The sequence below is a fragment of the Bacillus cereus group sp. Bc061 genome (genome assembly GCF_027715825.1).
Lineage (GTDB): Bacteria > Bacillota > Bacilli > Bacillales > Bacillaceae_G > Bacillus_A > Bacillus_A paranthracis.
The window spans coordinates 19,748-39,521 of the sequence record NZ_JAQFTZ010000013.1 but is presented as its reverse complement, the minus strand read 5'-3'; the positions used below and the strand labels follow the sequence as shown (position 1 = coordinate 39,521).

The window sequence follows — 19,774 nt, the reverse complement described above, 5'->3', positions numbered from 1 at the left end:
GATATCCTCATTAAGATAGGGTACCTTGTCTTTTATTTTTTCTTTAATAATGTGTATGGATAATATAGCTCGTTTTTATTATACTTCTTTTCTCTATTTTTTATTGTGTATAAGGCAATTGCTGTACTTGCGATTACAAAAATGGCTTTCTTCATATTCACATACCCCTTTTTATTGTTGGTTTAATTCTTGGCTAACTGCTTTTGCATCAACTAGAGCGTGTAAAATCATTTTTACCATGTTCATCATATTCTTTCACTCCTTTTTATAGTTCATTTAGTTCTTTTACAACTGCTTGTCCGTTCACTAATACCTCAAAGATTGCTTTTATGATTTCTTTCATCATGATTGTTTCCTCCTTTTGTTGTCTCTTTTGTTTACATCTTTATTGTATAGGGAGGCATCTTTTCGTACTATCGCTTTCCATTACGTGAACATAACAGTTTTGTAAGATTTGATGTCACTTATTGAAATGTTTAGTCTATCTTCATTATTTTCAGAAAAATGACTATTCAAACATGAAATGGGAAAGTATAATAAAGAAGTAAGTATTAAATTCCGTACGAAAGAGGTGAATGAGATGAAACGTTCTTTAGCTGCACGTGCCAAATTTTTAGATTTTATCTATTTTTGTCGTGCGATTTTTCATGATGTAGTTGTTAACGGGATACGTCTGTCCTTTTTTAACAATTGCATAGTAGCTATAGAACGATAGAAATCTCTTCACCCATTTTTAATAAACGTGTGAAAAGGGAGCTATTTAGCTTCCTTTTTCTATGCCGAAAACCATGGGGAATGTTTCTTTCCCATGGTTTTTTATATTGAAAGGAGTACGGAAAATGACAATTTGTAGTGTAAATAATGTAACGAAATCTTTTGGTGGAAACATCATATTTGAAAATATATCGCTTGAAATAAAGAATGGTGAACGTGTTGGATTAGTTGGTCGTAACGGTAGTGGGAAGACAACAATCTTTCAGCTTTTAACTGGAATGGAAAGTTTGGATGCAGGGGCCATTCATATGAAGAAAGGTACACGTATTGGTCATGTGGCACAAATTCCGAAATTTGATGAGAGTATGACTGTATATGAAGTATTGAGTTCCGCTTTTAAAATAGAAAAGGAATTAGAAAGAGAAATGCGTACTTTAGAAAAAGATATGGCGGAAGAACAGGAATCTTCTGTTTTACAAAAATTAATGGAAAGATACGGAATCATCCAAGAAAAGTTTGCGTTTCTTGGTGGTTATGAAATCGAAGCGAACATTATGAAGGTAGCAAATGGTTTACAGGTGACAGAACTATTCCCACGATCATTTGTGGAGATAAGTGGTGGGGAGCAAACAAAAGTAAGCCTTGCATACATGCTGTTGCAGAAACCAGATTTACTTTTATTAGATGAACCAACCAATCATTTAGATTTATTTGCAGTCGAATGGTTAGAGCAATTTTTAAAAGAATACAACGGAACAGTTATGATTATTTCACATGATCGCTATTTCCTTGATGAAGTTGTAACGAAGATTTTTGATTTAGAAGATGGAGAGATTCACGTGTATCATACAAACTATTCTCGGTTTGTTGAAGAGAAGGAAGAAAGGTTGCTTCAGGAGTTTCAGGCTTATCAAGAACAGCAAAAGAAAATAAAGAAAATGAAAGAAGCAATTAAGCGACTGCGTGAATGGGCAAATCAGGCGAATCCTCCGAATGAAGGATTGCATAAGAGAGCGAGAAGTATGGAACGTGCACTGGAACGTATGGAGAAACTAAAGAAACCTATTTTAGAACCAAAACAAATGGGACTTCAGTTTGAAGGGCAAGAGAGAAGTGGAAAAGATGTTGTTGTAATGAAAGAAGTGAGTAAAGGATTTGCTGAACATCTTTTATTTAACGAAGCAAATTTACATGTTCGTTTTCAAGAGCGTGCGGCTATCGTTGGTCGTAATGGTACAGGAAAGACAACGCTATTAAAGTTATTATTAGAAGAAATAGAACCAGATGCTGGAGAAATTCGAATTGGAAGTAGTGTGAAAATCGGTTATTTATCCCAGCATGCGTACGGAAATATGAAGAGTAATGTATTGGAGGCTTTCAGGGAATGTGTAGCTGTAACAGAGGGAGAAGCGAGACATATATTAGCTAAGTTCTTATTTTATGGTCCAGCGGTGTTTAAGAAAGTAACGCAACTGAGCGGTGGAGAAAAAATGAGGTTAAGACTTGCACAACTTATGTATCAAGATATCAATTTTTTAATTTTAGATGAGCCGACAAATCATCTCGACATTGAATCAAGAGAAGTTTTAGAGGAAGCTCTTGAACAATATAATGGGACGATTTTAGCTGTTTCACATGATCGTTATTTTTTAAATAAGTTATTTGAAAAGACGTATTGGATTGATGAGTGTAAATTATTTGAGTTTGCAGGGAACTATGCATGGGCGCGTCAAAAGTGGGAGGAAAAGCTCGAGACACAAGTAATAAAGCAGCAACGCCAAGGAAGAAAAAGTGTTGAAACAGTCTCTGTAAAAAAGAAAGAAGTTAGGAATATTGAGGAGATTGAAACCGAATTAATGCATGTTGAAGAAGATATATATACACTTGAGTGTAAGATGGAACATGTAGTTGATGTTGAAATGCTTGAACAGTTGTATGAAGAAAAAACGAAGAAAGAGTTGTTACGAGCGGATTTATATAATGCTTTAGAGAATATCATGGAGTAAAGAGATTAGAATGAAAGAGCAAGTTGTTTTCTCATGTTTTGAGGGGGGCTTGCTTTTTTTTGTGTGTAAGGAAAGAGAAGTAATTGGTATAATTTTCTTGTTATTATAATGAAGAGATGCACTTTAGGTTATTAAAATGTGAGGAGAATTTTATGTTAGGATACGCGCGAATTATTACAATCGTCATGATTTGTTTTGTTTATGCAAACCATGTTTCACGTGAAACAGCATATTTGCAATTTTTTGTAGGTACAGCACTTTTTATTTATATTGTGAATCATATTTTGCTAGTAAAAGTGAATGGAGGTAAAAAACTTGGTTTTTATACACTATTAGCAAATGGGATAGTCACAGCTTTATTAGGTTTTTTATTTCCCGAGACATGTTTATATTTAATTATATTTGGAATTGATGCAGTAGGGCTATTTATTCATGAGTTTCGTAGAAGCATGACGTACTTTTTTATTACTTTTTTCTTTCTTTGTTGGTTTATAAATATATTACATGCGTATCAACATACAGGTAGTTTAGAATTGGAGAGTAATTCCATTAATTTTATGTTCATCGTTTTTAGTGCTTTAGCTGGAAGCTTAATAAAAAAACTTACAGCTGCTCGGAAAATGGTAGATGAACAATATGAGGAATTGACATTGTCTCATACAGCTCTAAAAGAAGCGCATGAACAATTACGTCTATATGCCAAAGAGGTAGAAGAATTGACAGCCGTTCGAGAGCGAAATGATATTGCCCGAGAAATTCATGATACTGTCGGTCATAATATGACAGCCTTACTTGTCCAATTACAACTGGCAGAGGCTTTGTGGAAACAAAAGTCGGACGCTACGGAAGAGGTTTTACATACATGTCATGGGCTAGCCAGGAAATCACTTCAAGAGGTGAGAGCGTCTGTACATGCCTTAAAAGAAGAAGGTAAACTAGGGAACATAATAGAGAATATGCGTGAAATGTTACATGGATATTCTAAAGCGACGAAAGTACAAGTATCGTTTCAATTACAAGGAGATCCGGTTGTGATTCCGCTGTCACTACAACCTACACTGCTCCGGGTTATGCAAGAGTCTTTAACAAATGCAAAGCGGCATGGCAAGGCGAGCTTATGTGAAGTGAGTTTAACTTGTTCGGCGAAACAAGTTAAACTATGTATTTTGGATAATGGCGTGGGAGTTAACGAGGTAAGCCCAGGTTTTGGTTTACTTAATATGAGAGAACGAGTAGAGGAACATGGTGGAACTATTCAATTTGAGAGTGAGATAGAAAAAGGCTTTCGGTTACAGATTGAATTTCCACTTCAGGAGAAAACGTGGTTAATAGGGGGAACTGTATGATTCGGATTATGATTGTTGATGATCAATCACTCATTCGTGATGGTTTAGCGATGTTATTAAATTTACGTCAGGAACTTGAAGTAGTGGGAACTGCTACAGATGGAGACGAAGTGATACAAAAGGTGAAAGAGTTACATCCTGAAATTATTTTGATGGATATTCGGATGCCCCGTATGAATGGTGTTGAAGGAACACGTTTAGTTAGAGAACAGTTCCCTCATATAAAGGTACTTATGTTGACGACTTTTAGTGATAGTGAGCTTATCTTTGAAGCATTGGAGCAAGGAGCAAGTGGTTATTTATTGAAGGACATGGAGACAGATGCAATCGCTCAAGCAATTTTAACGGTGCATAGTGGAGGGGCTGTGCTTCCTCAGGATATAACAGCGCAAATCATAAAAGAATTAAAAAAGACAAAAGTAGCAGTAGAGTGCACCACACCAGAACAATTAGCGCAATTAACTGAGCGAGAAGTAGATGTTTTAAGGGAAATTGGACTTGGGTTAAATAATAAAGAGATTGCGGAAAAGTTATTTATTACAGAGGGAACTGTTAAGAATCATGTTTCTAATTTAATTAGTAAGTTAGAACTGAGAGATCGAACGCAAGCAGCCATATACGCAGTAAGGTATGGCATCACGATGTACACATGACTTTTGGCATATATAAGTGTGAAAAAGCAGCAGAATTTGCTGCTTTTTTATTTTGTATTTCTATCTCAAGGATGATGGAGAGAAGAAGAAATTTTTCTACAATGAAAGTGTAGATGAATGCAAAGGGGCTGAATCAGTATGTTAGTCATAGATCATATTACGAAATCATTTGGTAAGAAGGAAATTATAAAGAATGTTTCTTTTGAGGTGAAGAAAGGGGAAACATTTGGATTACTTGGTCCAAATGGTGCGGGAAAATCAACGACGATATCAATGATTTGCGGGTTAATTTCATACGACAGTGGTGATATAAAAGTTGGTGGGAAATCAGTAAAAGAATATCCATTAGAGGCGAAAAAGAAAATTGGTATTGTTCCACAAGACATTGCGCTCTATCCAACACTTTCAGCGAAGGAAAATTTGGTTTTTTGGGGAAAAATGTACGGTTTAAATGGGAAAATTGCAAAAGAACGAGCGGAGGAAGTATTAGCTTACGTCGGTTTACAGGACCGTGGAAAAGATAAAATTGAAACATTTTCAGGTGGAATGAAAAGGCGTATTAATATTGGTGCAGCACTTATGCATGAGCCAGAGTTGTTAATTATGGATGAACCGACAGTTGGGATTGATCCGCAATCGAGAAACCATATTTTAGAGACTGTTAAAAAGTTAAATGAAAAAGGGATGACAGTTATTTATACGAGTCATTACATGGAAGAAGTAGAGTATTTATGTGAAAGAATTGCAATTGTTGATCATGGAAAGGTAATTGCATTAGGAACGAAAAGGGAACTATGTAATCGCCTGGCGGATGGGTTTATAGTGAGATTGCAATTAAATCGTTATAGTACGGAACTGCTACAAAAGTTGAAAGCACTCTCTGTTGTTGAACGAATTATTTTTGATGAAGATAATAGTACGATTGATATTGGGCTAAATGGTGGTGAGTCCATTGGTACAGTTGTGTCAGTAGTTGTGGAGAACAACGCTCAAATTTTAAAGCTTGAAGTGCAAGAACCGAATTTAGAGGCACTCTTTTTACAATTAACAGGACGTTCACTTCGTGATTAAGGAGGTTAGTGCGAGATGAAAAGTTTTATTATTGCATGGAAAGATTTAAAAATACGTTTAATTGATCGGCGCGGATTTATGATGATGTTAATTATGCCGCTTTTATTAACAGCGATTTTAGGTTCAGCGTTAAGTAATATATTTGATAATGGTGGACTACCCAAAACAGTGATTGGCTATTATCAAGTAGGAAATGATGAGTTTGCAGATGTCTTTCAAAAAGACGTATTGCAATCTAAAGAATTAAAAGATGATGTGAAAGTAAAGATAGTTAATTCTCAGGAAGAGCTTGAAGATATGTTAAAGGAAAAGAAAATCGATGTGGGAATCGTCATCCCGAATAAATGGAGCGAACAAGTACAAGATGGAAAATTAAAAGAACCAAAGGTGTTTATAGACCCATCAAAAGATATACAAGCGAAAATCGCTGAATCAATGGTCCGCTCTTTTTCAGAGCGTGTTCAAACAGTTGCGGTATCTACTAAAAGTGTTGTGACGGAATTAGCAAATTCTCAGCATAGTAATGTGGAACAAGTTGCAAAAGAAGTAAGTGGAGATTTACAAACAGTAGCAACTTCGGGTGCATATAACATTGAAAAAGGAACGATAGGTAAAAAAACAGTTGCAGCGATGCAATATTATGCCGCAGCGATGTTAGTCATGTTTTTACTATATAACATAACAGTAGGTGCAAAGTCAGTTGTAACAGAGCAACGAACTGAGACGTTGGCACGTTTGTTCAGTACACCGACGAGTTCATTTTCAATTTTATTCGGGAAGTTTTTAGGTACATTATTATTTGCTTGTATACAATTTGGGATATTTATAGTTGCTACACACTTTATGTTTCATGTGGAATGGGGCGGAGACTTATCTCAAATAGTAGCGGTGGGAATGTCTTATGCAATTTGTGTTTCGGGTTTATCTATGTTAATTGCCGCTTTTATTCGTGAGGAAAAAACGGCAGATGTAATGGGAGGAATCGGTATTCAAATACTCGCTATATTAGGAGGATCGATGTTACCAATTTACGTATTCCCTGATACACTTCAAACCATTGCGAATGTTGCTCCGAATAAATGGGCACTTACAAGCTTTTTAAATATTATGTCGGGAACATCTTGGGATGTGTTACTCCCTGTTATTTTTAGTTTATGTGGTGCAGGAATTGTCTCCGTTATGATAGGGACATTACGTTTACGTACGAGATAGGAGGGAGAAATGATGAAGAAGGTTTGGGCACTTTGTTGGCTAGAGTTAAAACAAATTTTAATAAAACCACAAAGTTATATACTTATGTTTGGAATGCCTATTATTTTTACACTCATTTTCGGCGGACTTTTAGGTGGAAGTGGGAATAAGAAAGTAAATGTTAGCTTAGTAGATGAAGATGGTTCTGTATTATCTAGCAAGTATTACGAGGACATACAGAAAAGTGACTTAATTTCTATAGAGAAGGTAACGTATAAGGAAGGCAAACAGAAGATTGAAAACAAAAAATCATCCGGCATAGTTCTTATTCCGAAAGACTTTCAAAAGAATATGTTAGATGGAAGGGTAGAAAATATTCAGTTTCAAGCTAGTGCTGATTTTACTGGTGGAACTTCTGTAGAGCAAGTATTGGCAAGTGCATTAAAAAAAATGGAGATAGAAGTTAGTGCAGCGAGAGATTTTGAGAAGAAAAGTAACGCTTCGTGGGAACCTATGTATAAAGAAATCTATACAAAAGTAGAACCTGCTTCGATTCAAAAAGAATCAATTTCACATGATGATCAAAAGTTAAATAACGTTACAGGGCGAGCAGCGGGATTTTCAATTCTATTCGTTATGATTGTTATGTTAAGTGCGACGGGGACTATTTTGAAAGCTAGACAACTTGGTGTTTGGTCTCGTTTATTAGAAGCACCAGTTTCAAAAGTTCAAATACTAACGGGATATATCCTTTCATTCTTCTTAATAGGATGGATTCAATTTGGTGTTCTAATGATATTAACGAATTCCTTATTTAATGTGCAGTGGGGAAATTTGTTAGGGGTTATTATACTCGTTTCCGTATTATTATTAGCTGTCATTGGTCTAGCCTTATTATTAGCAAGTATCGTGAAAACAACAGAACAACAGTCTGCATTAGGTAATATCGTTGTGATTTCAACATGCATGATTGGTGGCCTGTATTGGCCGATTGAAATTGAACCAGCATGGATGCAGACGGCAGCAAATTTTGTTCCGCAAACTTGGGCGATGCGTGGCTTTACTGAGTTAATTGTAAGGGGAGGTACATTGGCAGATATAGGAGGATATATTGGTATACTCATTTTATTTGCAGGAGTCTTTTTCATAATTAGTTTAACAAGAATACGTTACGACTGAAAAAAACAGAGTTACAGCTTTACACGCTGAACTCTGTTTTCTTTTTGTGTCGTATCTTCCCTTGTTGAAATGATAATAGCAATCCCGAGCATCATAAAAAAAGCTAAAAAGAGGACGAACTTTGGGAAGAACGGGAATAGTAATAGCGCCCCGACTATCATAATTGTTAATAATACGTAGTGAAGGACGTATTGGAATAGGTTGTCCATGTTTTCGCCCCCTTTTTGGTAATTGGTTATTAGTATTCTATGTTTCATACGGAACGAATAGAAGTGAATTTTTAATTTTTTAATACGAAATAAAAGAGAACGGTTGACATGTTTAAAGGAAAGGAATAATCTTGAAATTAATTCATACTATTTTTATAGGAATAATAAATATAGTTGCAGAAAGGAGTCCTATGTTCCTACATCGTTAAAAATTAGGAAGGTAAAGGTGATAGTGCAATGAAAAATGTTTTTAAAGGAGCAATTGCTACATTTTTGAGTGTATCAGTATTACTAGCCGGATGTGGTCAAGAGGAAGCGAGTACAAACGAGGCCAGGAACGTCCCGAAAGTAAAAGATGAATTTATTCAGGCAAGCGACAAAGCAAAAAGTCCCGTAAAAGCAAAAGAAAGAAAAGATACTTTTGTAGTTGGAATGCCGAGTCCTGGAGGGATATTCCTTCCGCACTTTATGGAGAATGGATGGGATGGTAATATAACGCAAGCTATCTTTGCACCTCTTGTTGGACTCGATAAGGAAGGAAAACCAATTCCAATTTTAGCGAAGAAGTGGGATATTTCGGAGGATCAGCTTACATACACGTTCTATTTGAAAGATGGTTTAAAGTTTAGTGATGGATCACCACTAACTGCAGATGACGTAGCATTTACATTAACGCTATTACACGATCCAACTTATAGTGGAGCGACTGATATAAGTCAAACAGCAATAAAGGGTGGGCAAGCGTATAAAGAAGGAAAGGCAACCTCTATTGAGGGAATTCAAGTCATTGATCCGAAAACAATTACGATTACGACTGAAAAGGTAAATGCTCAAACACTATCATTAATCGGTGGAGAAGTTATATCTAAAGCTTATTACGGGAAAGAGTATAAACAAGGGCACCTAGAGTATTTAAAAGAGTTGTATGGAAAACCGATGGGAGCAGGAGCTTATAAGTTAGATAAATATATTCCTGGTCAAGAGGTTCGATTTGTAGCTAATGAAAATTATTTTGAAGGAAAACCGAAGATTGAGCACTTTATTTATAAAATTTCAAAAGGTGATACAAAGCTACAACAATTTCAAGCTGGGGAAGTAGATTATGATGGTTTTACGACAAACACGGAGACGATTGAACAGTTAAAGGATTTAGGTTTTGCCAATATTAATGTATATACAGGAAGCTCTTATGGTTACATTAAAATGAATTATAAGAAACCATACTTTAAAGATAAGCGTGTCCGCCAAGCATTTATTTACGGATTAGAGCGTCAAAAAGTTATTGATACGTATTTCCAAGGTTATGCTTCACTCGTTAATGTACCGATTACGCCAGTTTCTTGGGCGTATACAGAAGAAGGGATTAATAAATATGAGTATAACTTAGAGAAAGCAAAGAAATTATTGGATGAGGCTGGATGGAAAGTTGGTTCAGATGGAATTCGCGAAAAAGATGGCCAAAAATTGAAGGTAAGTTATTTTGCTTCTTCTGCAAGTAAAATAAATGATGTAATGATCCCGGTGATGAAAGAGGATTATAAAAAGCTTGGTGTAGAGTTTAATCCAGAATATATGGACTTTAATACGATGATTTCAAAAGTGATAAAAGGTGATTATGATTTAGCGATGGTATCTACGCCAATGATTGATGATCCGAGTGGAACGATTGAAGAGTTTGTTTCAACAAGTAAACGAAACTATGATGGATACCATAATCCGAAAGTAGATGAATTAGCGAAGCAGGCACTAGAAACATTAGATATTGAAAAACGAAAAGAAATTTATAAAAAGTTGTACCAGGAGTTAAGTGAAGATCCACCTGTAATCTTCTTAAATAATAGCAAGGTTGTGTCTGCACATCATGCGCGCATTCAAGGATTGCAAGAAGATAACTATAACGGTATCTTGTTAAGTTTACCTAAATTAAAGATAGAATAATAATTTTTGAAAAATTTTAAAAATATTTATTTAGAAAGAATTGACAAAATATAACGGAAGATATAAGCTAATAACCATAAAGTCTACCGGAAAGGTCGGAATAGGATTGTTACCCCTCAAAAACATCTATTTTTTTACGATTAAAACCGACTTTTCCGATTGGCTATAAATGTTGCTGTGGGAGGCATACATAAGGTAATAAGTTCAAAGGGTATCACTATTAAAAAGTTAGGGTGGGGACAATGAAGAAAAAGACAAAAAAATGGGCTGGTGTATTTTCGGTATTATTGAGTAGTTCGCTTGTGTTATCTGCTTGTGGGGGACAGGAAGATACTGCTTCTACGGAACCGGTTAAACAGCAAGATTTGAAAAATATAAAAATTGAAAAGATTGCTGCGAAAGATAAAACGAAAGTGCCAGATAAAGCGAAAAATCGAAAGGATACGTTAGTAGTTGGGATTAATAAACCAGGCGGCGTATTTTTACCATATTTCCAACAAAATGGTTGGGATGGAAATGTCACTTCAGTTATTTTTGCATCTCTTGTATCAACCGACAAACAAGGGAAACCAATTCCAGAATTAGCTGAGAAGTGGGACATTTCTTCTGATCAGTTAACATATACATTCCATTTACGTAAAGATTTAAAATTTAGCGATGGATCACCATTAACAGCGGATGATGTAGCGTTCACATTGACGCTTTTACATGATAAGGCGTATGAGGGTGAAGTAGACATCTCTCAATATGCGGTTAAAGGTGGTAAGGCATATAAAGAAGGAACAGCAACTTCAATTGAAGGCATTCAAGTTGTTGATCCACAAACAATTAAGGTTACGACTGAAAAAGTTAATTCACAAGCTATATTTGTTTTAGGTGGTACTGTGCTATCAAAGGCTTATTACGGAAAAGATTACAAACAAAATACAAGTTTGGATTATTTAAAAGAGTTGTATGGAAAACCGCTAGCTGCGGGTCCATATAAATTTGAAAAGTATATCCCAGGTCAAGAAGTTCGTTTTGTAGCAAATGAAAATTACTATGCGGGTAAACCAAAAATTCAAAACTTCATTTATAAAATTACTTCTGGCGATACGAAACTTCAACTATTCCAAACAGGTGAAGTAGACCATACTGGCTTAGGTACTGGTGACGAAGTTCTTGAACAGGCAAAGGCTTTAGAATTTGCAAATATCCAAATTGAAACAGCACCGTCATTTAGTTATATTTATATGAATAATAATAAGCCGTACTTAAAGGATAAGAAGGTCCGCCAGGCACTTATTTACGGATTAGATCGTAAAAAATATGTTGATACAGCGTTAAAAGGATACGGTACAGTAGCCAATGTACCAATCCATCCGACTTCTTGGGCTTATACGGAAGAAGGTGTTAATAAATATGAGTATGACAAAGAAAAAGCGAAAAAGTTATTAGATGAGGCAGGATGGAAAGTTGGCTCGGATGGAATTCGTGAAAAAGATGGTCAAAAATTAAAGCTTTCTTATTTTGGCCCAAGTTCGGCTAAAGATAGTGATTTATTAATTCCGATTGCGAAAGAGAATTATAAAGAGATAGGTGTAGAGTTTAATCCTGAATTTATGGACTTTAATACGATGCTTTCAAAAGTTAATAAAGGTGATTATGATTTAGCCTCTGTTGCTACACCAATTACAAGTGATCCAAGTGAAACAGTTGGTGAATATTTATCAGGTGCTAATGAGAAGAGTCTTGGTTATAAAAATGCAAAAGTAGATGAGTTAATTCAAAAAGGTATTGAAACTGTAGATATTGAAAAACGTAAACCAATCTATAAAGAACTTTATAAAGAATTAAGTGATGATCCACCAGTAATTTTATTAAACTATCGTAGAACAATTACTGGTTATAACGGGAATATAAAAGGAATTGATCCTGAGAAATACAATAGTATTAGCGCAAATTTACCAGTATTATCATTTGAAAAATAACGAGAAGAATGTGAAAGTAGAAGACATTTTTTCATTCGGTTAGAAATGTGCCGATTTGAAAAAATGTTCTTCTATTTTAAGCATTAGATTGGAGAGAAAAAGGGTGAAAACATATATTGTTCGCAGGTTGCTACAAATGATTCCTACACTGTTTGGAACATCAATTATTATCTTCTTCCTGTTCGCGCTTCTTCCGGGTGATTATATTGATTCAAATCCAAAGATTACACCGGAAAGGGCGGCTGAGCTTAGGGAATTGTATGGATTGAATAAACCAATTGTCGAACGCTATTTTCATTGGTTAGGTAATGCGTTGCAAGGAGACTTTGGTTTTTCGCTTCAATACCAAGAACCTGTAACGTCACTATTAAATAAGTTTATTTGGAATTCGTTTAGTGTGGCAGTTATTGCATTATTTTTCATTTGGCTAATTGCACTTATTATTGGCGTATTCTCGGCGACGAAACAACATTCTTTATTCGATAAACTTGTAACAATTGGTGTTTTTGCAGCAATGTCGTTTCCTTCTTTTTTTATCGGTTTGTTTTTAATTAAAGTGTTTGCAGTTGATTTTAAGTTATTACCGATAGGTGGGATGATTGATGTTGGTAGTAATTCAACAGGGTTTGCTTATGTAATAGAGGTAGCAAAGCATATGATCTTACCAGTATTTATCTTGACTCTTCTAGGTGTAGGTTCATTAACTCGTTATTTTAGAACTAGTATGTTAGAAGTTGTAAGGCAAGATTACATACGAACCGCACGAGCAAAAGGTTTAAAAGAGAAGATCGTTATTTATAAGCATGCATTAAAAAATGCGATTTTACCGGCGATTACTTTATTAGCATTTGAATTACCAGGTTTATTTTCAGGAGCGATTATTATTGAACAAATCTTTAACTGGCCAGGTATTGGTAACATTCAATTAGAGGCACTTAATTTCCGTGATTATACAGTATTAATGGCATTTACGATGTTTCTTTCTTGTTTAACAATTGTTTCAAACTTTTTAGCGGACATTGTATATGCAGTTGTTGATCCACGTATTCGGTTGAAGTAAGGAGGGGAATGGGATGGAAACTATTACAGTGATTACAGAAAAAAAGGAGAAAAAGAGAAGAAAAAATGAATCATCACCGTGGCGACAAGCTCTTAAAAAAATAAAGAAAAATAAGATGGCACTAGTAGGATTGTATGCATTAATTTTTATGTTTTTATTTTGTTTTATAGGACCATTTTTTTCGCCGTATGCATCAGGAAAAATACAAGTTACGTTAATTAACAAACCACCTAGTTTTTCTCATTGGCTCGGTACAGATCAATTGGGAAGAGATATTTTAACGAGGCTTATGCAAGCAGGACGAATCTCATTAACGATTGGCCTGGCTTCTATGGTTTTATCAGTGATATTAGGAGCTGTATTAGGGGCTATTGCAGGATTTTATCGCGGCATCGTTGATAATATTATTATGCGTCTTGCCGATATTTTAATGTCGATGCCAGGATTACCGTTACTTATTATAATGGGAGCGATTTTATCAGAGTGGAAAGTACCATCTGATTATCGTCTATATGTCATTATGATTATTTTAAGTTTAGTAGGATGGCCAGGACTTGCTCGTCTTGTGAGAGGACAAATTTTAACATTGCGGGAGCAAGCATTTATGCAAGCAGCAGATGTATTAGGATTAAAGGATTCTCGAAAAATTATTCATCATTTAATTCCTAATGTCTTTCCGTTGCTTATTGTTGTAGCAACTTTGGGCGTGGCTGGATCTATTTTAAGTGAGTCCGCACTAAGCTACTTAGGTCTCGGCGTTGTCCCACCTACACCATCATGGGGGAATATGATTAGTGCAGCGAACTCATTAATTGATTTTCAAAAGCGCCCATGGTTATGGATTCCGCCTGGTTTTGCAATCTTTATAACAGTTGTATCCATTAATTTACTTGGTGATGCACTTCGTGATGCGTTAGATCCAAAGATGAGACGGTAGGTGAGGGAATATGAGTAAAGCAGTAGTAGAGCTAAAAGATTTACAAACACACTTTCAGACAGAAGAAGGAACAGTAAAAGCTGTGAATCATGTTAGTTTTTCTGTTCGAGAAGGTGAAACTGTTTGTGTTGTAGGTGAATCTGGTTGCGGGAAAAGTGTAACGGCTTTATCTATTATGGGACTTATTGCTGAATCAGGTAGTGTAGTAGGCGGAGACATTTTATATGAAGGAAAAAGTCTTTTAGGAATGAAAGAAAAAGAGCTTCGTAGTTTACGAGGGAATGATATTGCGATGATTTTCCAAGAACCGATGACATCGCTAAATCCAGTCTTTACTGTAGGGGAACAAATTGTAGAGACGTTAAGGGAGCATGAATTACTTAGTAAAAATGAAGCATATAAGAAGGCGATTGAGTTAATTCGTAAAGTCGGCATAGCTCGTGCGGATGAAATCGTCCATTCTTATCCACACGAACTGAGCGGTGGTATGTTACAACGTATTATGATTGCTGTTGCACTTAGTTGTAATCCTAAGTTATTAATTGCTGATGAACCGACAACGGCTCTTGATGTTACGATTCAAGCTCAAATATTAGATTTATTAAGGCAAATAAAAAAGGAATTTAAAACATCCATTTTATTAATTACACATGACTTAGGTGTCGTAGCGGAAATGGCTGATTATGTTGTCGTTATGTATGGCGGGAAAGTTATTGAAGAAGCACCGGTACTAGAAATATTCCAAAATCCGAAACACCCGTATACGAAAGGTTTGTTAAAATCAAAACCAGTGATGGGAAAACGAATAGATAAACTATATTCTATTCCAGGGCAAGTTCCTAATTTAGTTGGTTTGGATGAGTTTTGCTACTTTAGCGGCCGTTGTGAGCATTGTATGGAAATATGTAAAGAAGAAGCGCCAAGTTTGAATGTACATGATGAGAATCATAAAGTTGCTTGCTGGTTATATGAGGAGCGTGCGAAACAATGAGTGAACCATTATTAGAAGTAAAAAACTTAAAAACATATTTTCCAATTAAAGGCGGCATATTTAGTAGAACGGTTGGACATGTAAAAGCAGTTGATGGAGTAAGTTTTACTATTAATAAAGGTGAAGTATTCGGCCTCGTTGGTGAATCGGGAAGCGGAAAAACAACGATAGGAAAAACAATTTTACGTCTCGTCCAAAAAACGGAAGGGGAAGTGAAGTTTAAAGGGCAAGATGTTCACTCTTTATCTAAGGAAGAATTGAGAAAACATCGTCCTAATATGCAACTTGTCTTCCAAGATCCATTTAGCTCATTAAATCCGAGAATGAGAATTGGGGAAGCGCTTGGTGAACCGATGTTAGCTCACGGATTAGCGACGAAAGAAAGTGTTCGTGAAAAAGTGACAGAAGTATTAGAGTTATGTGGCTTAGCCCCATATCATATTGATCGGTACCCTCATGAATTTTCGGGTGGACAACGCCAACGTATCGTTATTGCAAGAGCTATGGTATTAAACCCAGAATTTATTGTAGCTGACGAACCTGTGGCAGCATTAGATGTATCTATTCAAGCACAGATCATTAATTTATTTAGTGAGCTACAGGAGAAAAAGGGATTATCTTATTTGTTCATTTCACATGATTTAAGCGTAGTAGAGCACTTATGTACGAAGATTGGAATTATGTATTTAGGAACGATTGTGGAAACAGCGCCGCGTGATGAGTTATTTACGAATCCACTTCATCCGTATACGAAAGCATTGTTATCCGCTGTTCCAATACCAGATCCAACAGTGAAGCGAGAGAGAATCATACTAGAGGGTGACATTCCAAGTCCAGCGAATCCACCTTCGGGGTGTCGTTTTCATACACGTTGCCCGTTTGCAACAGATATTTGTAAACAAACGGTACCTGAATTTCGTAATGTTGGTGAGGAGCATTTTGTTGCTTGTCATCATGTATAAAAGAAAAAGACTCTTTCAAATAGAAAGAGTCCTTTTTTTATTTACTAGATGAAGTTTGTTTCAATACAAATTGTTCGATTGCATGAGCAACACCATGTTCATTGTTTGTTAATGTTACAACATCACATAGTTTTTTTACATCTTCTTCAGCGTTTCCCATTGCAACTGATAAACCAGCTGCTTCTAACATGGGTACATCGTTAAAATTGTCACCGATAGCAACTGTATCTTCAATTGGTATATTAAAATGGGCTGCCATTTGTTTCAGTCCATTTCCTTTATGTCCATTCTTGTCCATAATTTCTAAATTAGTAGGAGCAGATGCTGTAACCATAATATCAGTATCTTCTTGTAACATACTTAATAGCTGTGCGCGATGCCCTGCGTTAAATGTCAAAATAAAGAATTTAGATATTTCTAATTCTGGATTATTTACAACATCTTCTATTTTTTGGAAATCAGTAATTAAGTTTGATTTCTTTTGTTTTTCTGTAATTCTTTCAAGTTCCTCAAGCGTAACATCTAGTGCATGCTTATTTTCTTCGAACGCTTGCATAACTTGATCTTGCCATGTATATGGAGAATAAACTCCTTTATTTGTATATAGCTTATAAGGAAAGCCTTCAGATTCTAGTAATTTTGCAAGTTTGTACACTTTGTCGTTTTGTATACAACGCGAGTTAATTACTTCTCCATCCACATAAACAATTGCCCCATTGCTTGCTCCAACTGGAAGAGATAGTTTATACTCTTCCAATAATTTCAAAGCATCCTCTTTTGCACGGCCAGAACAAATCATGACAATATGACCAGCCTCTTTTGCAGTTTGGATAGCTTGTAAGTTCTCTTTGGAGATTTCAAGATTAGATGATAGTAGTGTACCATCCATATCTAATGCGATTAATTTCAAAATGACCACCTCTTTGTTCTTATTATACATAGTTATATAAAGGAAACATATAAACTTATCTTGGAAAGATTGTATTTTATCTCTCATGAACTATCAGTAAGAATTTGATAGATTCCACTTTATTAATGAAAGATTTATCTTACTTTGTAACAAAAGTAGAGGTAGGTGTAGGGATGTTTCGTTATATGACTGTAATATTACATGAATGTTACAAATATGGATTTAGTAGAAAATGCATTAAATCAAGGTTTTTGAAGGTGTTTATAAAAAAACGTAAAAAAAGTGTAATAAAATTTACGTAATTATATTGCAACGTAACAATAGTTATGTTACATTAATGTTACAAACGTTACGTTATTAAATTTAATGTAACGTCAACATAAAAACTATGAAATAAACATTTCTTAGAAATTACATATAGATAACTTATTAAAAAGGAGGATACATAATATGAAAGAGCAAGTATTACAAGTAACAAAAGGTGACTTCGTAGGATCAGCAAGTGGAGCAGTAGTATTAACAGCATTAATCGTATTCTTATCAAGCGTATTAGTATAATAGAAGTTTTGTAAAAAGAAAAAGAGAGGAGAATGCAAAATGAAAGAGCAAGTATTACAAGTAACAAAAGGTGACTTCGTAGGATCAGCAAGTGGAGCAGTAGTATTAACAGCGTTAATCGTATTCCTATCAAGCGTATTAGTATAATAGAAGTTTTGTAACAAAGGAAAAAAGAAGGGAGAATGAAAGATATGAGAGAGCAAGTATTACAAGTAACAAAAGGTGACTTCGTAGGATCAGCAAGTGGAGCAGTAGTATTAACAGCATTAATCGTATTCTTATCAAGCGTATTAGTATAATAGAGGTTTTGTAAAAAGAAAAAGAGAGGAGAATGCAAAATGAAAGAGCAAGTATTACAAGTAACAAAAGGTGACTTCGTAGGATCAGCAAGTGGAGCGGTAGTATTAACAGCATTAATCGTATTTCTATCAAGTGTATTAGTATAATAGAAGTTTTACATTATACAAAATGAAAGGAGAATGAGGAATATGAACGGTGAGCAAGTGTTACAAGTAACAAAAACAGATTTATTAGGATCATTAGGTGGAGCGGTAGTATTAACATCATTTATTCTATTCCTTGCAAAAGTATTAGTATGAGACATATAAATACAATCATTCAAAAAAAATAAAGACTCTAGCATATTAGTAAGTAATTAATATGTTGGAGTCTTTTTTATTTTTCTTCTATATATCCCTTCAAGTATGAATAGCCCCCTTTATTTTAAAGAGAAAAAAGTCGAATTTTATATGTAAGAAAAAAAGAGGAATTTGACAGAAAAGATAGAAAATTTTAAAGGTCAGAATTTGTTAGCTTGCTAACTAATTTCTATCAATTGATGTTGGAAGCGTTTTCGGTTGGTTTTAAGTATGAACCATTTAATCTATTTACAGGGGGATGAGGATTTTATGAAACAAAAATCTATGGATACGCTAGCTGCACAAATGGAGGACTTTTTTCCAGTACGTGATGTAGATCATTTGGAATTTTACGTAGGAAATGCAAAGCAATCAAGTTACTATCTTGCGAGAGCATTCGGATTCAAAATTGTGGCTTACTCTGGATTAGAAACTGGTAATCGTGAAAAAGTATCTTATGTTCTTGTGCAAAAAAATATGCGTTTCGTTGTGTCTGGGGCTTTAAGTAGTGACAATCGTATTGCAGAGTTTGTAAAGACTCATGGTGATGGCGTGAAAGATGTGGCATTACTTGTTGACGATGTTGATAAAGCATACTCAGAAGCGGTGAAACGTGGTGCCGTCGCAATTGCTCCGCCTGTAGAGTTAACAGATGAGAACGGTACATTGAAAAAAGCAGTTATTGGTACGTATGGTGATACAATTCATACGCTTGTAGAGCGTAAAAATTATAAAGGGACATTTATGCCAGGATTCCAAAAGGCTGAGTTTGATATTCCATTTGAAGAGTCAGGTTTAATTGCTGTAGACCATGTAGTTGGTAATGTTGAAAAGATGGAAGAGTGGGTTAGTTATTACGAGAACGTTATGGGCTTTAAACAAATGATCCATTTTGATGATGATGATATTAGTACAGAGTATTCAGCATTAATGTCGAAGGTTATGACAAATGGAAGTCGTATTAAGTTCCCTATTAACGAGCCAGCGGATGGAAAGAGAAAATCACAAATTCAAGAATATCTAGAGTTCTATAATGGAGCAGGTGTACAGCATCTTGCTTTACTAACAAATGACATTGTTAAAACAGTAGAAGCGCTACGTGCAAATGGTGTGGAGTTTTTAGATACACCAGATACTTATTATGATGAATTAACTGCACGAGTTGGAAAAATTGATGAGGAAATTGATAAGTTGAAAGAATTAAAGATTTTAGTAGATCGCGATGATGAAGGATACTTACTACAAATCTTTACGAAACCAATTGTAGATCGTCCAACTTTATTTATTGAAATCATTCAGCGTAAAGGTTCTCGTGGATTTGGAGAAGGAAACTTTAAAGCGTTATTCGAATCAATTGAAAGAGAACAAGAGCGTCGCGGGAATTTATAAAATTTATATCCACCAGCAATCATTCTTTTGCTGGTGGAAATTTCATTTTCAT

General features: G+C 35.2%; 22 protein-coding genes. 19 read left to right on the top strand and 3 right to left on the bottom strand.

The genetic code is table 11. From position 1 onward, the window contains the following. Positions 1-32 precede the first annotated feature (32 nt). Positions 33-161, bottom strand: a complete 129-nt coding sequence (locus PDQ40_RS25325; protein WP_001996537.1) for a hypothetical protein — start codon at positions 159-161, stop codon at positions 33-35. A gap of 419 nt (positions 162-580) precedes the next feature. Here PDQ40_RS25325 and PDQ40_RS25320 point away from each other — a divergent pair, with 419 nt between their 5' ends. The 7 genes from PDQ40_RS25320 (at position 581) to PDQ40_RS25290 (ending at position 8,160) form a co-directional block, all read left to right on the top strand. Then, positions 581-715 (top strand): RAxF-45 family protein, encoded by a 135-nt coding sequence (locus tag PDQ40_RS25320; protein ID WP_000830642.1) that lies wholly within the window; start codon positions 581-583, stop codon positions 713-715. A 124-nt stretch (positions 716-839) separates the two neighbouring features. Further along, on the top strand, positions 840-2,720 hold the full coding sequence (abc-f, locus tag PDQ40_RS25315) for a ribosomal protection-like ABC-F family protein (RefSeq protein ID WP_061536082.1): 1,881 nt from the start codon (positions 840-842) through the stop codon (positions 2,718-2,720). A 152-nt stretch (positions 2,721-2,872) separates the two neighbouring features. Next, entirely contained in the window at positions 2,873-4,066 is a 1,194-nt protein-coding gene (locus PDQ40_RS25310; RefSeq protein WP_061130865.1) for a sensor histidine kinase, read from the top strand. Continuing rightward, positions 4,063-4,719 carry a response regulator gene (locus tag PDQ40_RS25305; protein WP_000619343.1) on the top strand — a complete coding sequence of 219 codons (657 nt, stop codon included), beginning with the start codon at positions 4,063-4,065 and terminating at the stop codon, positions 4,717-4,719. Before PDQ40_RS25310 ends, PDQ40_RS25305 begins: the two co-directional genes overlap by 4 nt. 138 nt (positions 4,720-4,857) lie before the next feature. Continuing rightward, positions 4,858-5,790 carry an ABC transporter ATP-binding protein gene (locus PDQ40_RS25300; protein WP_000960160.1) on the top strand — a complete coding sequence of 311 codons (933 nt, stop codon included), beginning with the start codon at positions 4,858-4,860 and terminating at the stop codon, positions 5,788-5,790. A 15-nt stretch (positions 5,791-5,805) separates the two neighbouring features. Further along, the gene (locus tag PDQ40_RS25295) at positions 5,806-7,002 is read left to right on the top strand and encodes an ABC transporter permease (RefSeq protein WP_061536081.1); all 1,197 of its coding nucleotides are present in this window, start codon (positions 5,806-5,808) and stop codon (positions 7,000-7,002) included. A gap of 12 nt (positions 7,003-7,014) precedes the next feature. After that, positions 7,015-8,160 (top strand): ABC transporter permease, encoded by a 1,146-nt coding sequence (locus PDQ40_RS25290; protein ID WP_061185326.1) that lies wholly within the window; start codon positions 7,015-7,017, stop codon positions 8,158-8,160. Between the two features lie 11 nt (positions 8,161-8,171). Here PDQ40_RS25290 and PDQ40_RS25285 read toward each other — a convergent pair whose 3' ends face one another. Continuing rightward, positions 8,172-8,369 (bottom strand): hypothetical protein, encoded by a 198-nt coding sequence (locus PDQ40_RS25285; RefSeq protein WP_000369262.1) that lies wholly within the window; start codon positions 8,367-8,369, stop codon positions 8,172-8,174. A gap of 237 nt (positions 8,370-8,606) precedes the next feature. On the opposite strand from PDQ40_RS25285, the gene PDQ40_RS25280 reads away from it, so the two are divergent. The 6 genes from PDQ40_RS25280 to PDQ40_RS25255 all read left to right on the top strand — a co-directional run bounded on the left by PDQ40_RS25280 (position 8,607) and on the right by PDQ40_RS25255 (position 16,227). Beyond that, positions 8,607-10,307 carry an ABC transporter substrate-binding protein gene (locus PDQ40_RS25280; RefSeq protein WP_076856207.1) on the top strand — a complete coding sequence of 567 codons (1,701 nt, stop codon included), beginning with the start codon at positions 8,607-8,609 and terminating at the stop codon, positions 10,305-10,307. A 242-nt stretch (positions 10,308-10,549) separates the two neighbouring features. Then, entirely contained in the window at positions 10,550-12,277 is a 1,728-nt protein-coding gene (locus tag PDQ40_RS25275; RefSeq protein ID WP_061185328.1) for an ABC transporter substrate-binding protein, read from the top strand. Positions 12,278-12,380: 103 nt separating this feature from the next. Next, entirely contained in the window at positions 12,381-13,337 is a 957-nt protein-coding gene (locus PDQ40_RS25270; protein WP_270691722.1) for an ABC transporter permease, read from the top strand. 13 nt (positions 13,338-13,350) lie between these two features. Next, positions 13,351-14,274 carry an oligopeptide ABC transporter permease gene (gene opp4C / locus PDQ40_RS25265; protein WP_270691721.1) on the top strand — a complete coding sequence of 308 codons (924 nt, stop codon included), beginning with the start codon at positions 13,351-13,353 and terminating at the stop codon, positions 14,272-14,274. A 10-nt stretch (positions 14,275-14,284) separates the two neighbouring features. Beyond that, on the top strand, positions 14,285-15,265 hold the full coding sequence (locus tag PDQ40_RS25260; protein WP_000030784.1) for an ABC transporter ATP-binding protein: 981 nt from the start codon (positions 14,285-14,287) through the stop codon (positions 15,263-15,265). Then, positions 15,262-16,227 (top strand): ABC transporter ATP-binding protein, encoded by a 966-nt coding sequence (locus PDQ40_RS25255; RefSeq protein ID WP_001294516.1) that lies wholly within the window; start codon positions 15,262-15,264, stop codon positions 16,225-16,227. Before PDQ40_RS25260 ends, PDQ40_RS25255 begins: the two co-directional genes overlap by 4 nt. Positions 16,228-16,264: 37 nt before the next feature. Here the strand turns inward: PDQ40_RS25255 and PDQ40_RS25250 are convergent, their stop codons facing one another. Further along, positions 16,265-17,137 carry a Cof-type HAD-IIB family hydrolase gene (locus PDQ40_RS25250; RefSeq protein WP_000766404.1) on the bottom strand — a complete coding sequence of 291 codons (873 nt, stop codon included), beginning with the start codon at positions 17,135-17,137 and terminating at the stop codon, positions 16,265-16,267. A 450-nt stretch (positions 17,138-17,587) separates the two neighbouring features. Between PDQ40_RS25250 and PDQ40_RS25245 the strand changes: the two genes are divergently transcribed. The 6 genes from PDQ40_RS25245 (at position 17,588) to hppD (ending at position 19,722) form a co-directional block, all read left to right on the top strand. Next, positions 17,588-17,695, top strand: coding sequence for a DUF3948 family protein (locus tag PDQ40_RS25245; protein WP_000664237.1), 108 nt, complete (start codon positions 17,588-17,590; stop codon positions 17,693-17,695). A gap of 39 nt (positions 17,696-17,734) precedes the next feature. After that, complete coding sequence (locus PDQ40_RS25240; protein WP_000664237.1) at positions 17,735-17,842, top strand: DUF3948 family protein; 108 nt, start codon at positions 17,735-17,737, stop codon at positions 17,840-17,842. Positions 17,843-17,877: 35 nt separating this feature from the next. Then, positions 17,878-17,994 carry a DUF3948 family protein gene (locus PDQ40_RS25235; protein ID WP_073536510.1) on the top strand — a complete coding sequence of 39 codons (117 nt, stop codon included), beginning with the start codon at positions 17,878-17,880 and terminating at the stop codon, positions 17,992-17,994. A gap of 39 nt (positions 17,995-18,033) precedes the next feature. Continuing rightward, entirely contained in the window at positions 18,034-18,141 is a 108-nt protein-coding gene (locus PDQ40_RS25230) for a DUF3948 family protein (protein ID WP_000664237.1), read from the top strand. Positions 18,142-18,174: 33 nt separating this feature from the next. Further along, positions 18,175-18,294, top strand: coding sequence for a DUF3948 family protein (locus PDQ40_RS25225; protein ID WP_001993573.1), 120 nt, complete (start codon positions 18,175-18,177; stop codon positions 18,292-18,294). Between the two features lie 309 nt (positions 18,295-18,603). After that, the gene (hppD, locus tag PDQ40_RS25220) at positions 18,604-19,722 is read left to right on the top strand and encodes a 4-hydroxyphenylpyruvate dioxygenase (RefSeq protein WP_000810913.1); all 1,119 of its coding nucleotides are present in this window, start codon (positions 18,604-18,606) and stop codon (positions 19,720-19,722) included. Positions 19,723-19,774: the final 52 nt, after the last annotated feature.